This window comes from Caballeronia sp. LjRoot29, from assembly GCF_964252755.1.
In the GTDB taxonomy this organism is placed as follows: Bacteria; Pseudomonadota; Gammaproteobacteria; order Burkholderiales; family Burkholderiaceae; genus Caballeronia.
Genome location: NZ_CAXUPU020000029.1, coordinates 70,632 through 90,435 on the forward strand (window position 1 = coordinate 70,632; position 19,804 = coordinate 90,435).

Sequence of the window (19,804 nt, forward strand, 5' to 3'; positions counted from 1 at the left end):
TGCAACGATTGCTACGTTGGGGAGCCGGGTGCTGTTTCGCGGCCGAAGAGGGACTCCTCGATAGCTAACAACGATCCAGTCGGCGGCTAGGTTACTCTCTACGAGTTGTCGGGCGCCCCGGAAACTGGAACCTATGCCAGTTAAATGACGAACTACTGACACCAGCGCGCGAAAGGCCTCTCGCGTTCGCAAACAACCTGGTCCGCATCGAGTGGCAGTGCGTACTAAGGGAGACGCCTATCCTCTAGCTTGAATCGCCATTCTGTTAGTGCAAGCGACGTCGGGTGGAAGAAGTTTTCCACAAATGGCTGATGGCACGTCCCGCTCGCAGATGGATAGGCTTACGAAGTGTCTACGGGTAAGCCATTGATTTTTTGCAAGGTCATGTGACAGTCGGTTAAGCTCCGTTATCTATACGATTTTACATAAACTAAATTACCGAGTTTTCGTTCGTAGTCCAAAGCATACGGATTCGCAACTAATCGAACTAGCGTATCCATACATTCTGTCTCGGTACCAGACGCCCGAGTTCGCGCCGGCGAAGCCTCGTTTCTGCTTCTCATTCATATGGGGTGGGCCGGTGGTCCCGTAATTTCGATCAAACAGGAGGCCGCTGATTTGATTGAATATTATATTGGGGGCGGGGCGGGGCGGGGCGGGGCGGACCGACAGACCTTGTCGCGTCTGGATCGCTCTACCGTCGTAATCGGTATAAAAATCACGGGGTACCCTTCAAGCATGGTTGCCTCTGTGAGGTAACTTCCCCGATAGGTTGGCGTGCCTGGTCATCGCAGCGGGCTCGCTGGAGAGCACTGCGTCGAAATCGGGGCCCAACAATTCGCGCGAGGCGAAGCGCCGCATTCTCCTCGCGCAATCTTCTTACCGTCTGAAACAAGTCGATATCCAGCTGGAATGTACGTTGCACGACGTGATTCGCGAAGAAAAGCGGCGGCGACGTCGAGGCGGCGCTTGAAAGGTCCTGACTCCCGAGGGCAACGATGTCTGTCAGGACCTGAGAGAAGGGACGAGCGTCACGGACCAGATTGAACATTTCCATACTTATCGTTGACGTCTTTCTTTGTATCCCCTCCAACGCTCTGGCACTGGTTCGTAAAATCGATACGGGCGTTCGACGTGCCTGTCTCGTCGAAATGGCCATGGTGAAATTTCATGATGGAAAAATAACCCGTCATATAGTTTTTGCAGTCCCCGCCGGCACTGCCACCGGCGATCAGGCCGGCGAGACACAGTACCGCGCCACACGCCGACGGATTGTCATCCGCGCGCGCCGTAGCCGGCGCTATCGATGCTGCGGCGATGACTGCCGCTGTTGTCGTCATCGCAAAATATGGTTTCATGATTCATGCGTCCATGTGTGTGCCACGAGCCGTGGCGATGTTGGTCTCAGTGCGCGAGCACCACGACGGCGATGACGGCAAGTGCCGCCGACAGCAGCGCGGTACCAATTCCCCACAGGGCCATCTCCCGACGGGTCAGCGACGGGCGTGCGAGTGGTTCGCGCAGGATCTGCCGGATCTCGTCAAGGCTGCGGTCATGAGCGTCGTCGTACTGGCGGATTGCAATCTCGCCCAGCAACTGCTCACGCGCCTCGCCAAACTGTCGGGCCTTGTCGAGCACGCCAGCAGTGCTATCCCGAAAGTCAGCCAGAAACTGGTCGGTGCGCGCAGCTAGCCGGAGCATCGCGAGGTCGCTAGTGTCTTTGAACTGATCGCCCGCCTGCTGCAGCGCTGTGCGCAGTTCACCGACATCGCGGCGCAGCAGCGACAGCTCGCCGAGCACCGCGCCGATCAGTTCCTCGCGGATCGAATCGTCCGGAGCGCCCATGTCAGTGCACCATGACCTTGAACACCGCATCGAGATCCGTTGTTACCCTGCTTGCAAGGCGCTTGAGCGCTACCATCTGACGGATATATGCCTTTTCGTCCTCCGGAGCACCTGTATCAAGCGCTTGCGCGTTCAGTGCAACATAGTCACGCGGATCGTCCTTGATCTCGGCGATGGATTTGTCAAAGCCCTTGATCTTTTCAAAGATCGGGTTTTGATAGATGACCGCGTGGCGATCCAGCCAGAACGTACTGGTGCGGGCATGAAAGTCAAACAGCTTGGCAAAGATCCGGGCGATGTCCTGTTTCGGGTCCACCATGTTCAGGACGACCCGGATTTTTGATGCTGACACGCCGAGCTCCGAAAGGGCCCGCAGCGTCGCGATCGTATCAACCTGTTGCTTTGCCGCCGGCACGGTTGGCACAATGAACAGATCGAAATCCTTGTGCGAACCGTCATAGCTTTGCATCAGGCCCACGAAGTCCTCTACGTTAGACGCGCCGATATCGACAACAGCGTTTCCGAGGGTCATGAGCTGGTCCTGCAGCTCGTCGAACTGTGACCCGCGGAGCGTGCCTGTTTCAGTGCCATCGGAGTTGATCGACTCGATAGGGATGATCGGGGCATTGTCCAGGCGCGGCGCAAGCAGATGTTGGGCAACCGTGCTCTTGCCAACGTTGCCAGAAAAATTGATGACGGCGATTTTCATGGTGTGTCTCTCCTGTTGATCAATCAGGGCGTCCGCGACGCTGTCGCGGACGCGCGTTGCGTTAGGGTTCGAGTTCGAGCGTCGGCGCGTCATGCCCTGCCTCATCATGGCCAGCTTCACGCATTGACCGATCCGATGTCTGTTCTCGCGGCTCCGATGCTCTGTCCTGCCCAGCGCGCTCGCGCTCGATCTGCTCGCGCACCGCCTCGATCGTCGCCTCGCTTACTTGTGGCATCGGCACGTCCAGTGGCCGGTTAGCTGCGCGCGCTTCGGCCACGGCGCTTTCGAACTCCCCCATCAGCTTCTCCTGCTGCTGCTCAGGCAGGTTTTTGATCTCGTCACGCAGCACCTCGCGCGCTGCCTGCGCCTTGATCCGCTCGCGTGCCGCATCGAGCGTCGCCTGCTGTTCCTTCGAGAATTTCCACTCGCCCTTCAGAAACCGTTCGCGCGCCTCGGCGATCCGCTGGCGCTCGTCGGCTTCCCGCCGTGCGCTGGCAAGCGCTTCGCGCTGCTCACGCGTGGGCAGGCCCGGAACATCGGGTGAGGACACAAACCACTCGTTGCGCCGGCTCGTGACCGTCTTCGGTGGGAGCTCCTTGCCCTTTTTATCGAACTGGCGCTGCTGGGCCGTCACGCTGCGGCTGCCACCTTTCTCCAGTTCGATCTGCTGGCCCGTCTGCACACCGCTTTCTGCGATCGCGCGCTCGAGGTCCAGTCCCCAGACGGTGCGCTCACCGTCTTGCGTACGCATGGTCGCGTAGTAGCTGGCGTTCTGCTTTTCATCGTGGTTGAAAGGAGCGGGCCCGTGGGCCATCAGCACCCCGGCCGTGACACCGGCCGGGGTTGGCGTGTCGTGAATGGGGCTGGCCGGCATGGCTGACAACGGTTGCGTGGCGGGCGTCCGGTCACCTTTGAGCGGGGCGCTTTCACGCGCCGGTGTGCCCGTTTTCGTCGACTCGGGCGAAGCTGGCTGCTTCTGCCCTGCTGGGTCTGCGGACTCCATCTCGTTCGTGCGCGCCTTGTCCGCATCATTCGATCGCTCGCCTGCCCCTTCGCCTGCCCCAATGCGCATCGCCTCGCGCGCGGCGGTCAGTGCGGCACGATCCTGCGCTTTGGGCTTGAATCCACGTGTCGGCATGCCAGCGAGCTCGGCGGCAATCCACGCCTGCCGACGAAACTCATCAGTGCCCTTGAGCTGCAACTCGCCCCAATTCTTCGCCTTCGCGACTTCGACCATGTGCGCGATCACGTCGCGGTCCTCACTGGCCGTCGACAGCGAGCGGCCCTTGTCCTCAAAGTGCACCGTCTCGCTCTTGCGATCGAGAAACTTGCCTTCATGCGCCACATACAGGTTACTGACCGACTTTGGCACGTCGTAGCCTGTTTTTTCGAAGATTGGCTTCGGCCGAATGGTGTTTTCAGACTGGTAACCTGTCTTCCCGAGCGGCTTGCCCGTGCCGGCCGCCGGCTTCACTGCTTCGTCGGTCGCTGTGTCGGTCACCGGCTTGGTCGACGGGTCGCGTTTGAGCTGCGCCTCGACCTTCTCGCGATCTGCCGCCCGGATTTTTTTCAACCGCTCTTGCGTAGCGCCGTCAACACCGGTCCGGGGACTGCCCGGCAACGTGCCGGCGTCCGGCTCGTTCGCTGGCGGCGTCGACCGGGCACGTATCGCCGACGCATCGTCGGCATTGGCCGCGCCACGCTCGCGGTAATCGATCAGGTCGGTGGGAAATTCGATCTCGTTCATACGGTGACTCCTTGCGGTTCAGGTTGGGACGGGGCGACTGAGGTTTGCGCACCCGCGGTCGGCGCAGCGGCAGCATCCGCGTCCGGCAGGACTTCGCGCAGATAAGGCATCAACTGGAAGAGCGACGCGCGGATGCTGTGACGGTTAGCGAAGTGAGCAGGCGCAAGCACGCCGATCTCGTGTTCGCGCACGTCGCGCGCTGGACCGGCTGACTGCCTGGCTGCATCCGCGGTCGCGGCGGCCTGCTGCGCACGGCGGGCGGCGTTCTGCGTCTGCCACCATTGCTCGACGTCGATCTTGGGCACGGGTGCGCAGAGCTCGCGCGCGACGAACGCAGCGTGTTTCATCTGCTGTTCGTCCGGAAACTTCGGGGCGAAGCCGAACCACGCGCGCCGGCGGTTGGTCCTCTCCAGCTTCGCCATCACCCCTTGCAGGTAGGAGCTTTGCCGCACGAGCCGGTCGACGAGCTCTGCGTCTTCATAGAAAAACGCCTTGTCGCACAGGATCGGCTCGCACCCCTCCATCGTGATGATCTGTTTGTGGTGCTTGAGCGCCCGCAGCTCCTGCGGCAGCATCAAAGGTCTGCCGTGCTCCGACTCGTTGGTGCTTGTCGACGAACTGCGGCCGCGGCTGCGGCTACGCGAGCGCGCCATGTGCGTGAAGGTACCCAGCATCTTTGAATACTCTTCCGATTCCTTCACCGTGCGCGGCGCGTACAGGCTGCGCATCTTGCAGTTGATCGCCAGCGTTTCGGTGCCGTGCTTTCCGTACAACTTCGGATCCTCGAGCTGGGACATGCCCTGGAAGATCAGCATCAGTCTGAGGTTGTAGCCAGCGATGAACGGGTTGGCCGTATCGATGATGTCGATCTTGCCGGGCGCCGCAAACTCGTCCAGCACCAGCGCACACTGATATTTCAGATCCGGATTCTCGGCGGGCAGCTCGCGCGTGTTCAGGTCGATCAGTTGCGAGAAGAAGAGATTGACCAGCAGCGCGCCGGCCTTCAGGTCGCCCGGCTTGATGCCAACATAGATCGACATACGTTTTTTGCGCACGTCGGCCAGATCGAAGTCCGAGCGGCTGGTTGCCGCGTCGACAACCGGATTGGTAAAGACGTTCAACGGCGCGGTCATCGTCGATACGATGTTGGCGAAGGCCTCCTTCGATTGCGACAGGAAACGGTTCAGCGCATCGAGGCACTCGAAGCTCAGTGCTGGCAGCGCGTCAGTCGTCTGAGTTGCATGGGCACGCGTGCTGACGATCGAGGAGACGTGTTCGCGGATCGCCCTGCCCTTGCCGGAGGCTTGCCGCAACACCTCACCGAACGTGCATGGCAGCGAGGGCGTTTCCAGCAGGTACAGCACGATCCCGATGAACAGGTTGCGGGCATTGTCGTTCCAGTATTTCAGCTTCGCATCAACGTTGGACGGATACAGGTGCTCGCCGATCGTCATCACGTCACCCACGCGCGTGTAGGCCGCACGGCGCTGGATGTATTCGAGGGGGTTGTACGCGTGCGAGCGGCCGTCTTCCGAGAACGGCGCCCATAGGTAGGTTTCGTGACCGCACGCCCGTCGATAGCCCGACGTGTACAGGTAGTTCTCTTCCTTGATGTCCTCGACCACGACGGAATCGGGATAGGTGAGAAGATTCGGGATCACGAGTGACGTGCCCTTGCCGGAGCGGGTGCCGGCGGCGGCCATCAGAAAGTCCTGGCCGTAGTACTTCAGGTAGTCGCCCTTGTACTTGCCGACGATGAACGGCGGATACAGCTGTTGTGAGGTCGTCATGGTTGTTTCTTCTCCAGCAGGCCTGCTTTCACGATGTCGCTACGGGTGGCGAACCGGGCCTCGCCGAACTGCGCAAGGCGCTTGCGTCCCGATACGAGTGCCATCGTGATCACGACCACTGGCAGGCCGGTGATGACCACCGACAGCAGCGTGCACACCTTGAGCGCGCGCACAACCGCAGGCACGTCGCCGTAGGCATGCCAGTAGTCGTACAGCGTGAACACGCCCGCGCTGCCCTGCGGCAGCTTCTGCATCTTCGCGAAAAGCTGGCCGCCGGCGAACTGGCCAAGGAACGCGAAGCCGCACAGGATCAGCAGGAAGATCACGAGAGGGATGAGAATGCGGAGCGGTTTCGGCATGGTCGGGCCTCAGTGGGTGGCTGCGTCGACATCGAGCTGGAATGTGGCTGCGTCAGATCCGACGATCGGCTTCGCGGGCAACCCGCCGGTCTGATCAGCGGCCGCGATCAGCACATACAGTCCGGCCGCGATCTCATCGTCGCAGTGTTCGAGCACGCTTTGCGCAGCGCGCAGGATCGGCATACGCGCGCGCAGGCGTACGAATTTCGCGTAGGCGTTACGCGCGAAGTTCAATGGACGGTCACCCGTGACGCGTTCGGTCATGCGCGCGTGATCGTCACCAAAATGCAACAGCAACGGTTGCCCGGCACATCCGACTGTTTCGCTGTTAATCCACGTTGTCTCCGGCGTCATGCGGTTCGCAAGCTCGAGCATCGACAGGGCTATCTGCAACACCGCGCGCCGCGGCACCGATAAGTTCGCGTCGATCCGACTACCCGGCTTGCCATTTGGTTTTGCCTCGCGCACGGCGAACGTCACATGATCGGGATCCTCCGGCGCGTAACCGTTGCCACCCTCGACACAGACCCGCTTGTCGCCGATACGGAATTTCCGATGTGTAGTCATGCCGCCATCTCCTGTTTTTGCAGATGCGCGGTCAGGTCGCGATGCAGGCGCATCGCGTCGCGCACGTTATCGAAGGGTCCGTGGAACTGGTTGCTGCTGGCCGCCGTACAGCGATCGATCGGCTCCCACAGCAGGTAGCGCCATTCGTCATAGACTGAGTACCGCGCGATCGTCCAGCCCGACGGGTGGACCAGCGCAAAGTCGCCGGACGGTCGCCATTTGCACTGGCTGCCATCGTTCGCGTCCGCGGCATCGGCAATTGCGGGAACCGGAAGATCTGCCTTCATTGCGGGAACTCTCCGAGTGGATCGATGGACAGGATCCGCAGGGCGTCGCGCTGCGCGTCGTCCAGCTCGGCGTCGGTGATACCCTCGCAGCCGTGTACGATCACGGCGCCGTAGAGCCGCGCCAGCGCGCGGGCCTCTGTGCTGGCAGCGAATGCTTCGTCTGACGGCGAACGCATGCGCCATCCCTCGATCGCCGCCTCGATATCGCTGATCGCGAAGTTCATACACGGTCCTTCCTGCGGACGAGCCAGTGCGCCGTGAAACCGCGCTCCCACGACACCGCGTAGACAAGGCACAGCGCGAGCACGCCGCATTGATGCGCACGCCACGCCATGTCGAACCAGAAGGGCTGCACGGCCAGCCCGAAGATGCAGGCCCAGCGTCGCCATCTGTCGCGGTGGTCCTGCGACAGAAACACGGCAAGGGTGCCGCACTGGCTGATCGCGCCCTGTTCGATCAGCTGCGCAGCAGCATCGGCGCTCATGAGACACAACCCAGCAGTTGCGCCTTGCCGATCGGGTCGTACCAGATCTCAGCGAGCCGCTTGTCGCGGTTCATGAACAGGACGAGGTCCACCGTTATGCGCACCTGGTCCATGATGAATTGCCAGTCGAGCGTCTGGCCAACGACGCTCTGCTTGATCAGCGTCGCGATGCGCGAATGAGCTGAACGCGCGTCGTTGCAATGCACCGTCGTGATGCCGCCTGGCGTGCCCGTGTTGAGCAGCGTTAGGTAATCCCACGTTTCGTCGCCACGACACTCGGCGAGAAACACACGGTCGAACTTCATGCGCAGTGTGGAGCGCACCAGTTCCCTCGCCGGCAGCGTGTCGCTGAAGAACATGTGCACGCGATTCGGATGGTTCGGCAGCGAAAGTTCTGGCGTGTCCTCGATCGTGCCGATCCGTTCATCGGACGGTACGAGGTCTGAGAGCGCTTTGTTCAGCGTCGTCTTGCCGGACCCGGTTCCGCCGGCGACCGCAATATTCAACCGGTTGGCGACGGCAAGCTCCAGCATGCGCGTGACGTTGCGCTGCGACTTCGCCTCGAGCATCTCTATCTCGAACGGCTGCAGATCAAGCGCGGCTGGCATCTCGCGGCGAGGCGAAACGTCGCGGTATCCCTCGAACCAGCCGTTGGTGTCGTATTCGTCAACGGTAAAGCGCACGTTCGAAGGAATACGGATCGTGATGGAGATGGTGTCCTGCTCGCAGGCCGGCTGCATCAGCACGTGTCCGCGCTGGCCCTCCGGCAGCACGACTGGATGAATCGGTTCTTTCGTCCAGAACTTGCCGCCCTTCATGACCGTCAGGGCATTCGCGAGCTTGGAGCAGGCGTCGAACGTGCAGGCCGCGGCTTCGTGCCGCTTCCAGCCGTGCGAGCCCTGGGTCCAGATCTCGCCCGGACGATTGATCGCGACCTCGGTAAGACTCCCGTCGAAAAAATTTGAGATCCCCATCTGCTTGAGGAAGCTACGGGCGATCGTGCCCTTCTCGATCACATCGATTATGTCTGCGCTCATCTGCACTCCTTTCTGGTTCAGGCTCACATCCATCTTTTAAGCTGACGCACCGGTTCAGCGGGGCGTGGTGTCCGAATCCTGCGGCTCGATCTGCACTGACACGCGATATGGGCGGCGATCGCCCGGCACGCTGCTGGCAAGCTCGCGAAGGGTTTGCGCCGGCGAGGTGGAAACCACGGTTGCGCTCAGAGGCGCGGCCGGCCGGGTCCATCTCCATGCCGCACCGCCGATCGCCACTGCGCAGAGCCCCGCTGCAAGCAGGACGCGTGATGTGCGTGGGGCATGGCGATCTTGAATTTTGGGGACCCCGGCCGATTGCCGGTTAGTTGCGCTCGCTTCCGTTGCAAGACTGGCCGCATGATGGGCTGGCTCGCCGAGCGACGGCAACGCGCTGTCGTCCCACTCCGAAATTGTCAACCCGATACGCGCCCCGACGTTACGCAGCAGGTTGCGCCGCAGCGGCGCTGACATATCGTCGATGCGGCACCCATCGAGCGCCATGCAATCCTCAAACGTGTGCTCGTCGGCGATCTGACGCAGTGGCAAGACATCGGGAACCACAAGCGCACGGCGCACATCGACCCGTTCGGCCAGTTGCCGAACCGTCGTACCGTAGAAACAGAAACGCAGTGCGTTCCGTAGTTTGGTCTCGAACATGTCGCGATCGAGGCCGTGCAGCGGGAAATCGTCCGGGTAGGTGATCTTCAGGTTCACGAGTCCGCTCCTTATTGCTGCCCGTTCTGGCCAACGGGGTTACCCTGTACATCGACGTTCTCGTACACGCCGCTCAGGTCAATGTCACGCGCGACAAAGATATTGATTACCGAGCCCTGGTTCGAATACGCCGTCGGCGGGATGTTGATCGTGCTGCGCAAGGTCTCAGCGGCCACGTCCTGCGTCGCGTTCGAACTGTTCGAGAATGTGATCTGGCTGCCGCTGCCGCTCGCCTTGTTGGCCAGTGCCTGGCCGAAATCGCCAATCAGGCTGACCATTAGCGCGCCTTTGAACCGCAGCCAGAAGTGCTCGTCGACGTAAGCCGGAATACCCGCGGCTCCAAGCGGATCTGTTGCCGGCGAGTTGAGCGGAATATGCTCATCGCCGTCGTCGATCTCATCCCAGATCGCGCCGATCACGCCCTGCCCCTGCAGGACCGCATCGCGCTGCTCGCCCTTCGCCATGGCTCCCTTGCGAACGAGCAGCGTCGTGCCATCGTCGGACCACACGTCCTGCGCGATCGGGCATCCGATCAGGCCCGGCCGGTCGGTACGGAGCGCCGTCGACTGTCCGCAGCGGATCATCGTGTTTCGGGAAAGCAGGTAGTGCCTGTTCGGCCTGAACGAGGCTTGCATCGGCTGCAGCTTCGATGGCTGCAACGACTGGTCGATCGACGAACCGTTGCCGTCGCCGGTGTCCGTCTTGCCCCGCGAGTTGGACGTGCCACCTGCATTGCGGCCGCGCAGCGCTGACAGCCCCATCGACTTCGCCAGACCTGCCAGACCAGACGCATCGTGGCCGCTGACACCGGCGTTGCCACCGCTGTCACCTGCAATTTCATTTGATGCTACGGGACCATCGTTGCTCTGGCCAGAATCGTTGTTCCCGCTCGCGACAAGCACGCTGCCCTGCAGGCGGCGCTCGGCCGGCGTAAGCGGCCTCGGTCGGTTGCTCACGGCCACCGCCTGTCCGTTCGTCTGCGATGCCGCGCCGGCCGGCGTCGCGAGGTGGGAATTCGCGGCAGCGGCGGCCGCAGCCTCCGACGCTACACGGGCCTGATCTTCCGCGCGTTTGATACGTTCCTTCTGCGTCTCCAGATCCGCACCGGCGTCACTCGCGCCGCTGTCTTTCGGTTTTGTCAGCGCCGCCTGTTTCGCGTCCTGATGCTGCTGGAACAGGCGCTGCAGATAGATCGTGACGCCCGATGCACCCAGCGCAATAACAGCGAGCGCGACCAGCACCAGACGCAGCTTGCCCACACGCGTTTTCCGACGGCCCGGCAGGTCGAGCGAAGGCTGCGGGCCGACGTCGGTCGACGCCGCATGTTCCATTTCATTTCGTTCAGTCATACCCTGTTCGCTCCCTGATCAGTTCGTCGATGCATCGGTATGGTCACGTGCAATGCGCGCGCTACCCGGTACCGACGAGCCGGCACGGTTGTAATGACCATCAGGCAAATAGCCGTCGTTGCGGATACCCAGCACCGACTGACCGTAGCGGATGACAAACGACTTCGACACTTCGTGCACGACGACCGTATCGCCCTCCATATGGAAGTTCACCGTCGCCTCGCCACCGTCGGGAAGCTTCGTGAAGATCGTCGGCAGGTCACGCGCGGTTGAGTACTTGAAGTACGTGAATCGGCCGTCGTCCCACAGCGCGGTCGGCGCTAGTACACGATCGCCGCGCATCATGTATTGGATATTGGCCGCTGGAACCGACGCCACAGGCGTGGATTTCGCAGCGCCCACGCTCACGATCGACGCGGGAATAGCCGGCCCATTGCCCTGTTGACTGCCCAGCGCAACGCTTACCGCCTGCTGACGGCGCAGCTGCGCGCTCGCCGCTTTGTCACGCGTGTCCGGATAGTCGAAACGCAGTATCCATGTCGCCGGCTGTGCGGCCGACACGTCAACAAGCGAGAGCGGATAGGTGCGCCGGTTGGTGACCAGCAGAAGATTGGTTTCCGGCTGCGGCGCACCCGGTTTGAGCATCGCGCCACTGTCGTTGATGGCCACGTGCCAGGCCTTGCCGTCTCCGATGCCCTCGCCGCTGTTGATGATGTGTTCGCCTGGCTCGAACTGGATCATCACCGCACGCCCCGGCATGGTCGCCACACGATAGGCCTGGTCCGGATCGTAAGTCGCGCACTGAATGTGCGGGTCTGAACCGCAGCTGCGCGGCGTTTCGAGCGCTCGCGCGTGGATCGGCGCCAACGCGAAGCTTAGTGCGAGCGCCGCTGCGCCTGCCGACATCCGGATCGTTCGTCCTTTCATGCTCCACCTCCGGCTGCCGCAGAGCCCGACGCCGGCGCAGCATCGGCGGGCGCCCGGGTCCAGTCTCGCGTGACCTCGTAGCTCGTGCAGCGAAAACCGTCCGCATTGAGATCCTGCTGATCCTGCTTTTCCGGAACGTTCGCACGCTCGAATGCGACCGTCGCAATCCAATACGTCGGATCTGGACGCTTTACGGCCGCGTTGAGCCAAACCAGTTGCCGCGAGCAGAACACCTGTGCCGTCGTTCCCACGAAGGTGATCGAGCCGACGTGTGCAATGACCCGCGCCTGATCCTTCAGCAGCTTGAGTGGACCCGCCGGGCCGCGCACAAACCCGTCATAGGCTTCCTTTTCGTGGTCGTCGCTCATGAACATCACTGCGGCGTGCGTATCCGAAATCGTCTCCCAGTCGTAGCTCTCGCGCAGTTCGACGTAACGGTGCAGATCCGCGCGATCAGTCTTCTCCGAAAACGTAACGTGTCCGTTCGCAGTTGTTGGCAACACATCCACCTTCCCTGTCGTGTCGTTCACGCGCAGCACAGCCGGCGGGTTTGGTCGCCTTAGGAGTCCTAAAGCCCCCATGCCAGAAACAGCGGCGAGAGCGACAGCGCCCAATAACACCGAGCGCCGGTCCGCAATACGGGCCTTCTCTTCCGCTGCTTCGACCTTCGACTTTTCGAAGGCCTGCGCCTGTTTCAGGTACCAGCTGACCGCATCGCGCTCACCCGACTCAACGCCGCTCAGAGGCGCATCCGCTCGCGTGGTCGACTCGGCCGGGTTTCCCTTACGTTTGCGCGCGTTCGTTCCCGACGCAAACCATTGCCTGATAGTCGATGCCATCCTGGTCCTCACTTCGGTTCCGTATGGCCCGATTGCTGGGCCAACGGTTGATTGACGGGTACCCACTGACCAGTTGGCTCGGGTGGCTTCGGCGGCGAACTGCACGCCTGCAGCGCGAGAGCAAGCAGCGCGAGCGTTAATATGCCTTTCATGATTGCGCCCCTTGTGTCGTCTCGCCCGGGAACGCCCGGCTGAACATCGCCAGCCAGCCACATCGGGCGGTATAAACTGCAATCTCCACGCCCTGTACAAATAGGAGGCCCACGATCGCGACATGTTCGAGCCGGCCTCCGTACACCTGCAATGAGCTGATCCCGAACCAGCCGACAAACGCGCTGAATACCAGCAATGCGAGGCGGCCCGCGCGCCGCGACGCATACATACGCATTGCCAGCGTCATAGCCGTCACGGCCTTTCGAATACAAAGTTGCGCTTTCAATCGTGATCTCCTGCTGTGTGCACTTAATGCAGGCGGTGGTAAATGAATGTAACGATGCTATTCAGCAATGCCAGCGCGAAACCAGCAAACGTGACCCAGCAGACAGAGAGCAACCACCAGCGGATCAGCTTCGCAAAAAAATCAGGCACGTACCCTCCTTACGCTTTCGACACGGATCCGCCCGTGTTTTGCTTCCCCTCGCCTCCCATCTTCGCCGCAGCCGCAAGGGCTTTACCGGCCGCACCGAGCTTGCCGGTCATCGTGGAAATCCCCACACCACTCGCCAACGCCGAAGCAAGACCCGGCAGATTGAGCGCGACAATGAAGAACACCACGCCCATCACATCGATTTCAACCACCTGTTTCATCGATGGGAAAGCCGATCCGGAAGGCGCGATCTTCTGCGCAAAACCCACCTCAATAGCGCCGGCACCTGCAAATAGCGCCACGAGAAGGGCGTAGTTAAGACACTGGCCCGCCCAGTTCCAGAAGAACTGACGCACCGGTGGAAACAGCGCCATTGAGATAAAGAGCGGCCCTAGCGCAAGCAGCAAACCAAGCGCAAATTTCGCGAGGATGATGTATGCAACGGCCAACCCCATGAACGGTGTCGCGAAAATAAGGAGCACCGTGATCACCCAAACAGCTCCAATAATCTGGAAGCCCTCGGCCCTGTCGTAGATCTGCCCGCAGGCATTGATGTATGCACTCAACAGATTGTCCAGGCCGGAGATAGGATTCGCCTGCCCCGTGATCGCGCCGGCCAGTTGCTCACCCAGGCCGTTCAACGCAGGTACGATGTAAGTGGTGTAAAACTGGATATTCATCCCGCAGGTCAGGATGAATGCCCAGGTTGCCATGCGCATCAGGAAATCGTTGATGGGCTCATCGTTCCTGCCCTGCCAGTACGACCACAAGATCAGCAGTACGTAGATGCTGAAACACGTTGTCATCAGAGGCGAGATCAGTCCGATGATTCGCTCCGAACCCGAACTGATGGTCGAAACCACGTTCGCGTCGAAGTCGGACGTCATGCTAGAAAAGATCGTGGTGGTGATCGGTGTGTAGGACATTGGAGTTCCCTGTGTCAGGCACTACTTCTGGACGGCTTTCGCAGCCTCTTCCTCGTCCGCTTTTCTCTGCGCACGCTGCGCCGGCGTTTCTTCCTGTTCAAGCTTTTCTGGAGTCGTACCCAGGAACTGCGCCTTGAACGCAAGTTCGCGCTGGTGTGCAGCTTCTTCCTGCAAATTGTGTTGATGCCTGTCCCACGCGAGATAGCCGAGGTAGCCTGCGATCGCGACAAGCAGACTAATGATGGTCGAGAGAAGTGCTTTATTCGCCACTGGAACCTCCCAGGAGAGTGTTTTTGAATTCGCGATCGCGCTGCTGTTCGGCAAGCTGCAGCTCTGTTTTCTGCAACTGCGCGGTGAGCTGCAAGCGCGTCTGATCGTTCGTGACTATCGCCTCTTCCGCGGCCATGCGGTTCTGGAGATCCGCTTTCTGTGCCGGATCCTGCGTCAGATTCGACTGCTGCATGAGCGACTGGATGTTGTTCAGGCGCGCCATCGTCGCGCTGTACGCCTGCTCGTTCATCGCCTTGTTTGCCGCGAGTGTGTCGTAATAGCGCTGCTGTCCAGGCGTGCTCGCGCCGGTCATGCCTTCCTGCTGCTCGATCGAACGCATCGACGAACTGATACCCGAGAGACCGCCGTTCTTCGCCTGGTCGTAAATGTTTTGCCACTGTTCCGGAAGGTAGTTGCGCAACGACGCATCGTTCATGATGTTGCCGAAGCTGCTGTTGCCTGTGAGCGCACGGTACTGGTCTTCCTGATTCTGTATCTGCTGGAACAGCTGTTGAACCTGCACCATCTGTTGCGCGAGCTCCGCCGGCGAGATGGTCGGCACGCCCTGCGCGTGGGCTTGTGAAAACATACACGCGCACAACAGCGCGACCAGACTGCGGCGCGGCCAAAGCGTAATCCCAGGCAGATAGACCAGACTCATGCCCGCGCGCGTTGATCGTGCCCGCAGCGCGTCGCGAAGGTTCCGGATCGCTGGGTCAACCGGCCGGCGCACGGCCGGATAGACATCGGTGCTGTTCATCGTTCCCTCCCTGGGTTGCACCACATCAGGCAAAAACTTCGTCGTCAACCGGCCGATTCACCGGTGGATAAATCTGCGCAAGCTCGGCACGCTTGCGCTCGAGGCCGCGCTGCAGCTCGGCGGACCACAAACGCTCATCGGCGCCGTGCTTCGCCGCGAGCCGCGTGCGCAGCTTGCGTTCGAACACGCGGTACAGATGGACGGGCAGCCAGACGTCCGGATCGTCGCCAAACTCTGCGCGCACCCCGTCGCAGATCAGTGCGTTCTCGCGATCACCAGAGAACACCGCAATCGCGTCGTCCAGCCCACTCAGGTCAAAGCTGGCGAAGGCCGACTGGTTGCCCTGCTTGATCAAGAATCGGCGCGACTGTGGCGTGAGTTTTTTGAATTCCTTGAACTCCTTGCGGGTCATGCCGTCGCGCAGATAGGCCTCCTCTTCGGCCGCCGGATCAGCCAGCCAGATCTTCGTGGCGACCAGACTGCGCAGCGCGGGAAACAGGTCTGCCGCCCGCTGCGCCTGTTCCGGCTGTTGCGTGATCAGTCCCATGAACTCCCCTTCCTTACGCCCGCTCGCCAGTGTTTCCTCGATCTGCTCGCGGATCGTGCGAAAGCGCAGCGGCAGCCAGTACTCTTCGATCACCGTCAGCATCAGGGTGCCTTCCCGACGCATCAGTTTTTTGAGATGGAACAGATATGCAAATGCGGGCTCCGACGGCTCATAGTTCTCGACAAGAAACGCCTCAACATCGAACCCGATCCAGCGTTGCTCGCTCATGTTCAATGAGAGATTGGGCGGGTTATCGAACACCCACCAGAACCGGCCGCCCTCCGACTTGCACCAGATCGACAGACGTGCGCGCAGGCCGTCGTCGCCCTCGTCCGGAATGCTGTCCAGTAGCAGGCTGAAGCGGCGCAGCCGAACGTCATCAACCCCCATTACCGCATCGACGGCGTTGCGGCAGTGAATCTTCTCGCCGGCCGTCAGGTCAATCCTGATTGGCTTACCCTGATGATCGACACCGTTCTTCCGGCCGCACAGTTCGACGAGCCCGTACAGGAATTCGCGATTATCTGGTGTGTCGGCGAGCTCGAACGGCGCCCATCCGGTCGGCTTGCCTTTCTCCAGATAGACATAGGCGCCACCCATCGCACGAATGAACACTTCCCAGCCCCGCCCCTTGTCCAGCACGTACAGCATCGGATCGAAGCGGGACAGCATGCCAGTCGCCGCCACGATGACCGTAGACTTACCGCTGCCGGTCGTGCCTTTCGCTTCAAAATGCCCAGCGACCTTCTCCGAAACGTTGATGTCCGCCATCCGGCTCGCGTGCGAGCTGTAGTTGTACACGCCCGAATCCGAGCGAAACGGGATGACGGCTGACCCGTCACCAATAGGGTTACCTTCCGCCTTGCCTGACGAGTAGTCATGGCACGTGTACATCGCCGCAAAATTGCGCGAGGACTGCACTTTTGGTCGCGGTTTGACTCGCGCGCCCGGGACTTGTGAGAAGTACGTGAACGGAGCAGACCCCGTCGCGGGCGACCATTCAACTCCACACTCGTTGCGCGAACGGGACGCAAACCTGTCGGCGTTCTCCAGTGCTTCTTTCGCTGTTTCGCCGTAGATAACCGCCGCGCCGTGATACTCGCCGAACGACAGCTCACCCGTGTTCACGTAACCCTGTGCGTCGCGCAGTTCCTTGACCTGATGTTTCGCCTTGTCACCGGCCGACTCCAGCTTGTTGATTGCCGAATCGATGGTCCGGTTTGACTCGAAGCCCGTCATGCAGTTGAACGTATGCGTAATCGTGAATTCCATGTTCAACGTGATCAACGGGTCGAGCTGGCCCCAGCCCGGCTTCTCCGGGCAACTGCGAAGGTCGAGGCAGGTTGCAACGCGCCGGTACGCCGGCAAGTCGCTCGCCCCGATCTCGAGCGTGTTGTACCCAAAGTGCAGATGGCTCGACGGGATGACATCGGTGCCGGGTTCCGCTGCGACCGGCAGATCACCGGTCTTCCCATTGATGAGATAGCTGACGAGCCCATACAAAGGCGAGAACAGCATCTTCGTGCCGTTCATGTGCTTGCGCTCGTACACTTCAAGCAACTCGGCTTCATACTCGCCGAACTGCAGCAGCGCCTGCTGCGCGAGCGATTCGATTTCCTTCAGCCCGTCATCGAAGTCCTCGTATTTCAGGATCAGCGACAGGTAGTAGCGGTTCTCGAAGAACTTTTCGTCTCCGAAACGTCGTCCGATGTACTCGCGTACGAACCACTGCAGGAAGCGTTGTTTGAACCGGTACACGCGATCAAAACTTACGCGCTGTCGCACGAACGTTGCGTGATAGCCAAGGCGGCCACCCAGGTCGCGACCCAGCTTGCTGTACGCTTCCGTATCGCGATCGAACATGCGCTCCATCGCGACGTTCTCGTGCACCTCGAACGGCACGCCGCGCATGGCCAGCGTCACCATGAACCGGTTGCCCTCAAGGTGCTGTACGTATTTCGTGACCGGATGCCCGTACTTCGGAATCCAGTCTTCCACGGCGCCGATCGCGCCGAGGATTTCGCTGGTGACGGCGGGTCTGCTTTGCATCAGGCCTCCGGATCGAGCTCACGCAGTCGGCGCTCACCCTTGGACAACGGTTTGAAAAAATCGCGGTAGACGCGGCGTTGCCGTCCGTATCGCAGCGGCGCGAGCGTAGCGGTATTGCCGAAGCGTGGGGCGGCTCGCCCGGCATTTAGCCGCGCGCGGACCCGCAGCTGCCAGAAGTAGAAGCGGCAACGCAATTCCAGCCACATGATCCGCAGGCCCTGGTCGTCGGTTTCGCAGATGTGCTTGAAATACAGCAGCACCGGAAAGCCCAGGAAAACGAACAGCAGACCGCCTGGTCCCACGAAGAAGGAAATCAGCACGCCGACAAACATCGACGCGACGACGACAACCAGCATCGCCATATAGGGGACGCCCCAGATGGCCGCCGTGCGGCCAAGGCCGTTGAATCCGGGGTAGCCGGTTTTTTCGTCCGACATGGCGTGCTCAGCTGAACATGTTCCACAGATAAGGTGCGAGCACGCCGACCACCGAGCCCACCGCCGCCACCTTGCCGCACATCGTCACAAACTCGCTCCAGTGCGCGCGATCGGCCCAGCATTCCGCCCCTTTCCACATCAGCACGCAGGCCGCGACGACGCCAAGGAACGAATAAAGCCAGATCTTGAAGGTGGTCGCGCCCTGCGTTGCTGAGTCCAGCCCCCCACCCGCGAATGCGAGTTCGGGACCGATTGCGATGCCCAAGGCTGTTGTTTGGCGTACGCAGGTCGCGATTCGTTGCATCGGCTTGCGATATGCATAACCTTTCAGTTGTACTAATTTCATGAATATGAGCCTCGTATTGCGATGCATGTCTTCTCCTTTCACGTGGTTTCGATCAGGCCGCGTTGTCGCAGCTCAGGTTAGTTGCAATTGTCGTCGCAGGCGGAATCGCCGAATGCGTCCCATGACGGATGCGGTGCGTCCGGCCGTTGTTTTGGGCCATCGCGGTGCGCGGAAAAGGTTTTGGCATCGGGCGCTGCAGCGTGCGCCGGTCTGTCGGAGTGACTGTCCATAACAACAGGAATCGCAGGAACGACATTGGTTGAACTTCCCGTCGTCTGGGCGTTGGCAACAACGCGCTGTACGTAGCTTGTACCGCCGGCGCCGGCTGCCTCGCCACGCGTGAAATTACCGCTGTAGTAACAGCTGATAGCAGCACGCAATGCGGGTGTGCCCTGCCCCATTGCTGCGGCCGCCCGCTGATAGCAGTCATGCAGGATGGCGCTGCCGGCGCGCAGGTTTTCGCACGGGTCGAAAGCTGTTTCGTAGGTCAGTCCGTAGCGGGCAAGATTTCCCTTGTTGACCTGTCCAAGCCCCATACTGAAATTGATGCCTTGCGCTTCGAGCGCTTTCGCCGTCGCCACCGCTTCAGCACGGTCACGGGGCTGGCGAACAAGGTGCCCACCAACGACGCCGATCGCGTACGGGTTGAAGCCGGATTCAGTCCTCACGACCGCCTGAAGCGTCGTGGGGTGGACGTTCGGCGCGCATTGCTGGGCCAGGGAGTTGAAATCAAGCACGACTTCCCCCTTTGCCCACGTTATGTCGCCGGCTGTGCCCGAACGATATAATGGCTTTAGCCACTGTCGACCTCACAGGTTTCAACAACTGGTCAGGTCGGCGCCAATGCTCGCAACATTGACGCTGACCGCTTCTACATCCTCGCCTCCACGCCTACCCTTCCCTATCTGGCGGTACCTCGCACCTCGCAAAGATCTGGCTCATTCGCCTCGTCCTCACGATTTACGACGCCGTCCTTCAGTCCCAGCAAGACCGCCGCGTTGTGCGCGTGGCCGCGCTTGCCCTTCAGTCTGCCTTGCAACACGCCGTTGACTATGTTGCGAGGGATTCCATGTCTTACGGCCCAGCTCGAAATGGAGATGCCACACCGGTCGAACTCTGCGCGAACCTCTTCCAATGTTTTCAGTGGCATGCGGCGGCCCGTATACTGATCAAATTGAGCAATTAACTATCATGATTGGTAGTTTTCGACCCATTGTCAACAAATAAAG

General features: G+C 60.8%; 25 protein-coding genes. All 25 read right to left on the reverse strand.

Features of this window, described 5'->3' with window-relative positions:
* Nucleotides 1-1,031 precede the first annotated feature (1,031 nt).
* The gene (locus tag ACSQ83_RS26320; RefSeq protein WP_436230161.1) at nt 1,032-1,358 is read right to left on the reverse strand and encodes a TrbM/KikA/MpfK family conjugal transfer protein; all 327 of its coding nucleotides are present in this window, start codon (nt 1,356-1,358) and stop codon (nt 1,032-1,034) included.
* 46 nt (nt 1,359-1,404) lie between these two features.
* Complete coding sequence (locus ACSQ83_RS26325; protein ID WP_436230162.1) at nt 1,405-1,845, reverse strand: hypothetical protein; 441 nt, start codon at nt 1,843-1,845, stop codon at nt 1,405-1,407.
* Nucleotide 1,846: 1 nt separating this feature from the next.
* Nucleotides 1,847-2,554, reverse strand: a complete 708-nt coding sequence (gene stbB, locus ACSQ83_RS26330; protein WP_436230163.1) for a StbB family protein — start codon at nt 2,552-2,554, stop codon at nt 1,847-1,849.
* Nucleotides 2,555-2,615: 61 nt separating this feature from the next.
* On the reverse strand, nt 2,616-4,301 hold the full coding sequence (locus ACSQ83_RS26335) for an LPD7 domain-containing protein (RefSeq protein ID WP_436230164.1): 1,686 nt from the start codon (nt 4,299-4,301) through the stop codon (nt 2,616-2,618).
* Nucleotides 4,298-6,091 carry a type IV secretory system conjugative DNA transfer family protein gene (locus ACSQ83_RS26340; protein WP_436230165.1) on the reverse strand — a complete coding sequence of 598 codons (1,794 nt, stop codon included), beginning with the start codon at nt 6,089-6,091 and terminating at the stop codon, nt 4,298-4,300. The genes ACSQ83_RS26335 and ACSQ83_RS26340 overlap by 4 nt, the downstream gene beginning before the upstream one ends.
* Nucleotides 6,088-6,450 carry a hypothetical protein gene (locus ACSQ83_RS26345; protein ID WP_436230166.1) on the reverse strand — a complete coding sequence of 121 codons (363 nt, stop codon included), beginning with the start codon at nt 6,448-6,450 and terminating at the stop codon, nt 6,088-6,090. The genes ACSQ83_RS26340 and ACSQ83_RS26345 overlap by 4 nt, the downstream gene beginning before the upstream one ends.
* Before the next feature lie 9 nt (nt 6,451-6,459).
* Entirely contained in the window at nt 6,460-7,017 is a 558-nt protein-coding gene (locus ACSQ83_RS26350) for a hypothetical protein (RefSeq protein ID WP_436230167.1), read from the reverse strand.
* The gene (locus ACSQ83_RS26355; protein ID WP_436230168.1) at nt 7,014-7,304 is read right to left on the reverse strand and encodes a hypothetical protein; all 291 of its coding nucleotides are present in this window, start codon (nt 7,302-7,304) and stop codon (nt 7,014-7,016) included. Before ACSQ83_RS26355 ends, ACSQ83_RS26350 begins: the two co-directional genes overlap by 4 nt.
* Nucleotides 7,301-7,528 (reverse strand): DUF3717 domain-containing protein, encoded by a 228-nt coding sequence (locus tag ACSQ83_RS26360; protein ID WP_436230169.1) that lies wholly within the window; start codon nt 7,526-7,528, stop codon nt 7,301-7,303. Before ACSQ83_RS26360 ends, ACSQ83_RS26355 begins: the two co-directional genes overlap by 4 nt.
* Complete coding sequence (locus tag ACSQ83_RS26365; RefSeq protein WP_436230170.1) at nt 7,525-7,788, reverse strand: hypothetical protein; 264 nt, start codon at nt 7,786-7,788, stop codon at nt 7,525-7,527. The genes ACSQ83_RS26360 and ACSQ83_RS26365 overlap by 4 nt, the downstream gene beginning before the upstream one ends.
* Complete coding sequence (gene virB11, locus ACSQ83_RS26370) at nt 7,785-8,825, reverse strand: P-type DNA transfer ATPase VirB11 (protein WP_436230171.1); 1,041 nt, start codon at nt 8,823-8,825, stop codon at nt 7,785-7,787. Before virB11 ends, ACSQ83_RS26365 begins: the two co-directional genes overlap by 4 nt.
* Before the next feature lie 54 nt (nt 8,826-8,879).
* On the reverse strand, nt 8,880-9,539 hold the full coding sequence (locus tag ACSQ83_RS26375) for a hypothetical protein (RefSeq protein ID WP_436230172.1): 660 nt from the start codon (nt 9,537-9,539) through the stop codon (nt 8,880-8,882).
* Between the two features lie 11 nt (nt 9,540-9,550).
* A complete protein-coding gene (locus ACSQ83_RS26380) occupies nt 9,551-10,888 on the reverse strand; it encodes a TrbI/VirB10 family protein (RefSeq protein ID WP_436230173.1) in 1,338 nt (445 codons plus the stop codon).
* Nucleotides 10,889-10,906: 18 nt separating this feature from the next.
* Nucleotides 10,907-11,815 (reverse strand): TrbG/VirB9 family P-type conjugative transfer protein, encoded by a 909-nt coding sequence (locus ACSQ83_RS26385; RefSeq protein ID WP_436230174.1) that lies wholly within the window; start codon nt 11,813-11,815, stop codon nt 10,907-10,909.
* Entirely contained in the window at nt 11,812-12,654 is an 843-nt protein-coding gene (locus ACSQ83_RS26390; protein ID WP_436230175.1) for a type IV secretion system protein, read from the reverse strand. Before ACSQ83_RS26390 ends, ACSQ83_RS26385 begins: the two co-directional genes overlap by 4 nt.
* An 8-nt stretch (nt 12,655-12,662) precedes the next feature.
* A complete protein-coding gene (locus tag ACSQ83_RS26395; protein WP_436230176.1) occupies nt 12,663-12,806 on the reverse strand; it encodes a hypothetical protein in 144 nt (47 codons plus the stop codon).
* Entirely contained in the window at nt 12,803-13,093 is a 291-nt protein-coding gene (locus tag ACSQ83_RS26400; RefSeq protein ID WP_436230177.1) for a hypothetical protein, read from the reverse strand. The genes ACSQ83_RS26395 and ACSQ83_RS26400 overlap by 4 nt, the downstream gene beginning before the upstream one ends.
* Nucleotides 13,094-13,251: 158 nt before the next feature.
* Nucleotides 13,252-14,166, reverse strand: a complete 915-nt coding sequence (locus ACSQ83_RS26405) for a type IV secretion system protein (RefSeq protein WP_436230178.1) — start codon at nt 14,164-14,166, stop codon at nt 13,252-13,254.
* A 21-nt stretch (nt 14,167-14,187) separates the two neighbouring features.
* Nucleotides 14,188-14,436 carry a hypothetical protein gene (locus ACSQ83_RS26410; protein ID WP_120311308.1) on the reverse strand — a complete coding sequence of 83 codons (249 nt, stop codon included), beginning with the start codon at nt 14,434-14,436 and terminating at the stop codon, nt 14,188-14,190.
* Nucleotides 14,426-15,196 carry a type IV secretion system protein gene (locus tag ACSQ83_RS26415; RefSeq protein ID WP_436230179.1) on the reverse strand — a complete coding sequence of 257 codons (771 nt, stop codon included), beginning with the start codon at nt 15,194-15,196 and terminating at the stop codon, nt 14,426-14,428. Before ACSQ83_RS26415 ends, ACSQ83_RS26410 begins: the two co-directional genes overlap by 11 nt.
* A gap of 25 nt (nt 15,197-15,221) precedes the next feature.
* Nucleotides 15,222-17,792, reverse strand: a complete 2,571-nt coding sequence (locus ACSQ83_RS26420) for a VirB4 family type IV secretion system protein (RefSeq protein ID WP_436230180.1) — start codon at nt 17,790-17,792, stop codon at nt 15,222-15,224.
* Complete coding sequence (locus tag ACSQ83_RS26425) at nt 17,792-18,229, reverse strand: VirB3 family type IV secretion system protein (RefSeq protein ID WP_436230181.1); 438 nt, start codon at nt 18,227-18,229, stop codon at nt 17,792-17,794. Before ACSQ83_RS26425 ends, ACSQ83_RS26420 begins: the two co-directional genes overlap by 1 nt.
* Before the next feature lie 7 nt (nt 18,230-18,236).
* The gene (locus ACSQ83_RS26430) at nt 18,237-18,575 is read right to left on the reverse strand and encodes a hypothetical protein (protein ID WP_436230182.1); all 339 of its coding nucleotides are present in this window, start codon (nt 18,573-18,575) and stop codon (nt 18,237-18,239) included.
* 77 nt (nt 18,576-18,652) lie between these two features.
* A complete protein-coding gene (locus tag ACSQ83_RS26435) occupies nt 18,653-19,312 on the reverse strand; it encodes a lytic transglycosylase domain-containing protein (RefSeq protein WP_436230183.1) in 660 nt (219 codons plus the stop codon).
* 164 nt (nt 19,313-19,476) lie between these two features.
* Entirely contained in the window at nt 19,477-19,725 is a 249-nt protein-coding gene (locus tag ACSQ83_RS26440; RefSeq protein WP_436230184.1) for a DNA-binding protein, read from the reverse strand.
* Between the last annotated feature and the right edge of the window lie 79 nt (nt 19,726-19,804).

Bases quoted from the DNA above. Each gene is read 5' to 3' on its own strand.
- ACSQ83_RS26320 (WP_436230161.1), bottom strand. From the start codon at position 1,358: ATGAAACCATATTTTGCGATGACGACAACAGCGGCAGTCATCGCCGCA.
- ACSQ83_RS26325 (WP_436230162.1), bottom strand. From the start codon at position 1,845: ATGGGCGCTCCGGACGATTCGATCCGCGAGGAACTGATCGGCGCGGTG.
- stbB (WP_436230163.1), bottom strand. From the start codon at position 2,554: ATGAAAATCGCCGTCATCAATTTTTCTGGCAACGTTGGCAAGAGCACG.
- ACSQ83_RS26335 (WP_436230164.1), bottom strand. From the start codon at position 4,301: ATGAACGAGATCGAATTTCCCACCGACCTGATCGATTACCGCGAGCGT.
- ACSQ83_RS26340 (WP_436230165.1), bottom strand. From the start codon at position 6,091: ATGACGACCTCACAACAGCTGTATCCGCCGTTCATCGTCGGCAAGTAC.
- ACSQ83_RS26345 (WP_436230166.1), bottom strand. From the start codon at position 6,450: ATGCCGAAACCGCTCCGCATTCTCATCCCTCTCGTGATCTTCCTGCTG.
- ACSQ83_RS26350 (WP_436230167.1), bottom strand. From the start codon at position 7,017: ATGACTACACATCGGAAATTCCGTATCGGCGACAAGCGGGTCTGTGTC.
- ACSQ83_RS26355 (WP_436230168.1), bottom strand. From the start codon at position 7,304: ATGAAGGCAGATCTTCCGGTTCCCGCAATTGCCGATGCCGCGGACGCG.
- ACSQ83_RS26360 (WP_436230169.1), bottom strand. From the start codon at position 7,528: ATGAACTTCGCGATCAGCGATATCGAGGCGGCGATCGAGGGATGGCGC.
- ACSQ83_RS26365 (WP_436230170.1), bottom strand. From the start codon at position 7,788: ATGAGCGCCGATGCTGCTGCGCAGCTGATCGAACAGGGCGCGATCAGC.
- virB11 (WP_436230171.1), bottom strand. From the start codon at position 8,825: ATGAGCGCAGACATAATCGATGTGATCGAGAAGGGCACGATCGCCCGT.
- ACSQ83_RS26380 (WP_436230173.1), bottom strand. From the start codon at position 10,888: ATGACTGAACGAAATGAAATGGAACATGCGGCGTCGACCGACGTCGGC.
- ACSQ83_RS26385 (WP_436230174.1), bottom strand. From the start codon at position 11,815: ATGAAAGGACGAACGATCCGGATGTCGGCAGGCGCAGCGGCGCTCGCA.
- ACSQ83_RS26390 (WP_436230175.1), bottom strand. From the start codon at position 12,654: ATGGCATCGACTATCAGGCAATGGTTTGCGTCGGGAACGAACGCGCGC.
- ACSQ83_RS26395 (WP_436230176.1), bottom strand. From the start codon at position 12,806: ATGAAAGGCATATTAACGCTCGCGCTGCTTGCTCTCGCGCTGCAGGCG.
- ACSQ83_RS26405 (WP_436230178.1), bottom strand. From the start codon at position 14,166: ATGTCCTACACACCGATCACCACCACGATCTTTTCTAGCATGACGTCC.
- ACSQ83_RS26415 (WP_436230179.1), bottom strand. From the start codon at position 15,196: ATGAACAGCACCGATGTCTATCCGGCCGTGCGCCGGCCGGTTGACCCA.
- ACSQ83_RS26420 (WP_436230180.1), bottom strand. From the start codon at position 17,792: ATGCAAAGCAGACCCGCCGTCACCAGCGAAATCCTCGGCGCGATCGGC.
- ACSQ83_RS26425 (WP_436230181.1), bottom strand. From the start codon at position 18,229: ATGTCGGACGAAAAAACCGGCTACCCCGGATTCAACGGCCTTGGCCGC.
- ACSQ83_RS26430 (WP_436230182.1), bottom strand. From the start codon at position 18,575: ATGAAATTAGTACAACTGAAAGGTTATGCATATCGCAAGCCGATGCAA.
- ACSQ83_RS26440 (WP_436230184.1), bottom strand. From the start codon at position 19,725: ATGCCACTGAAAACATTGGAAGAGGTTCGCGCAGAGTTCGACCGGTGT.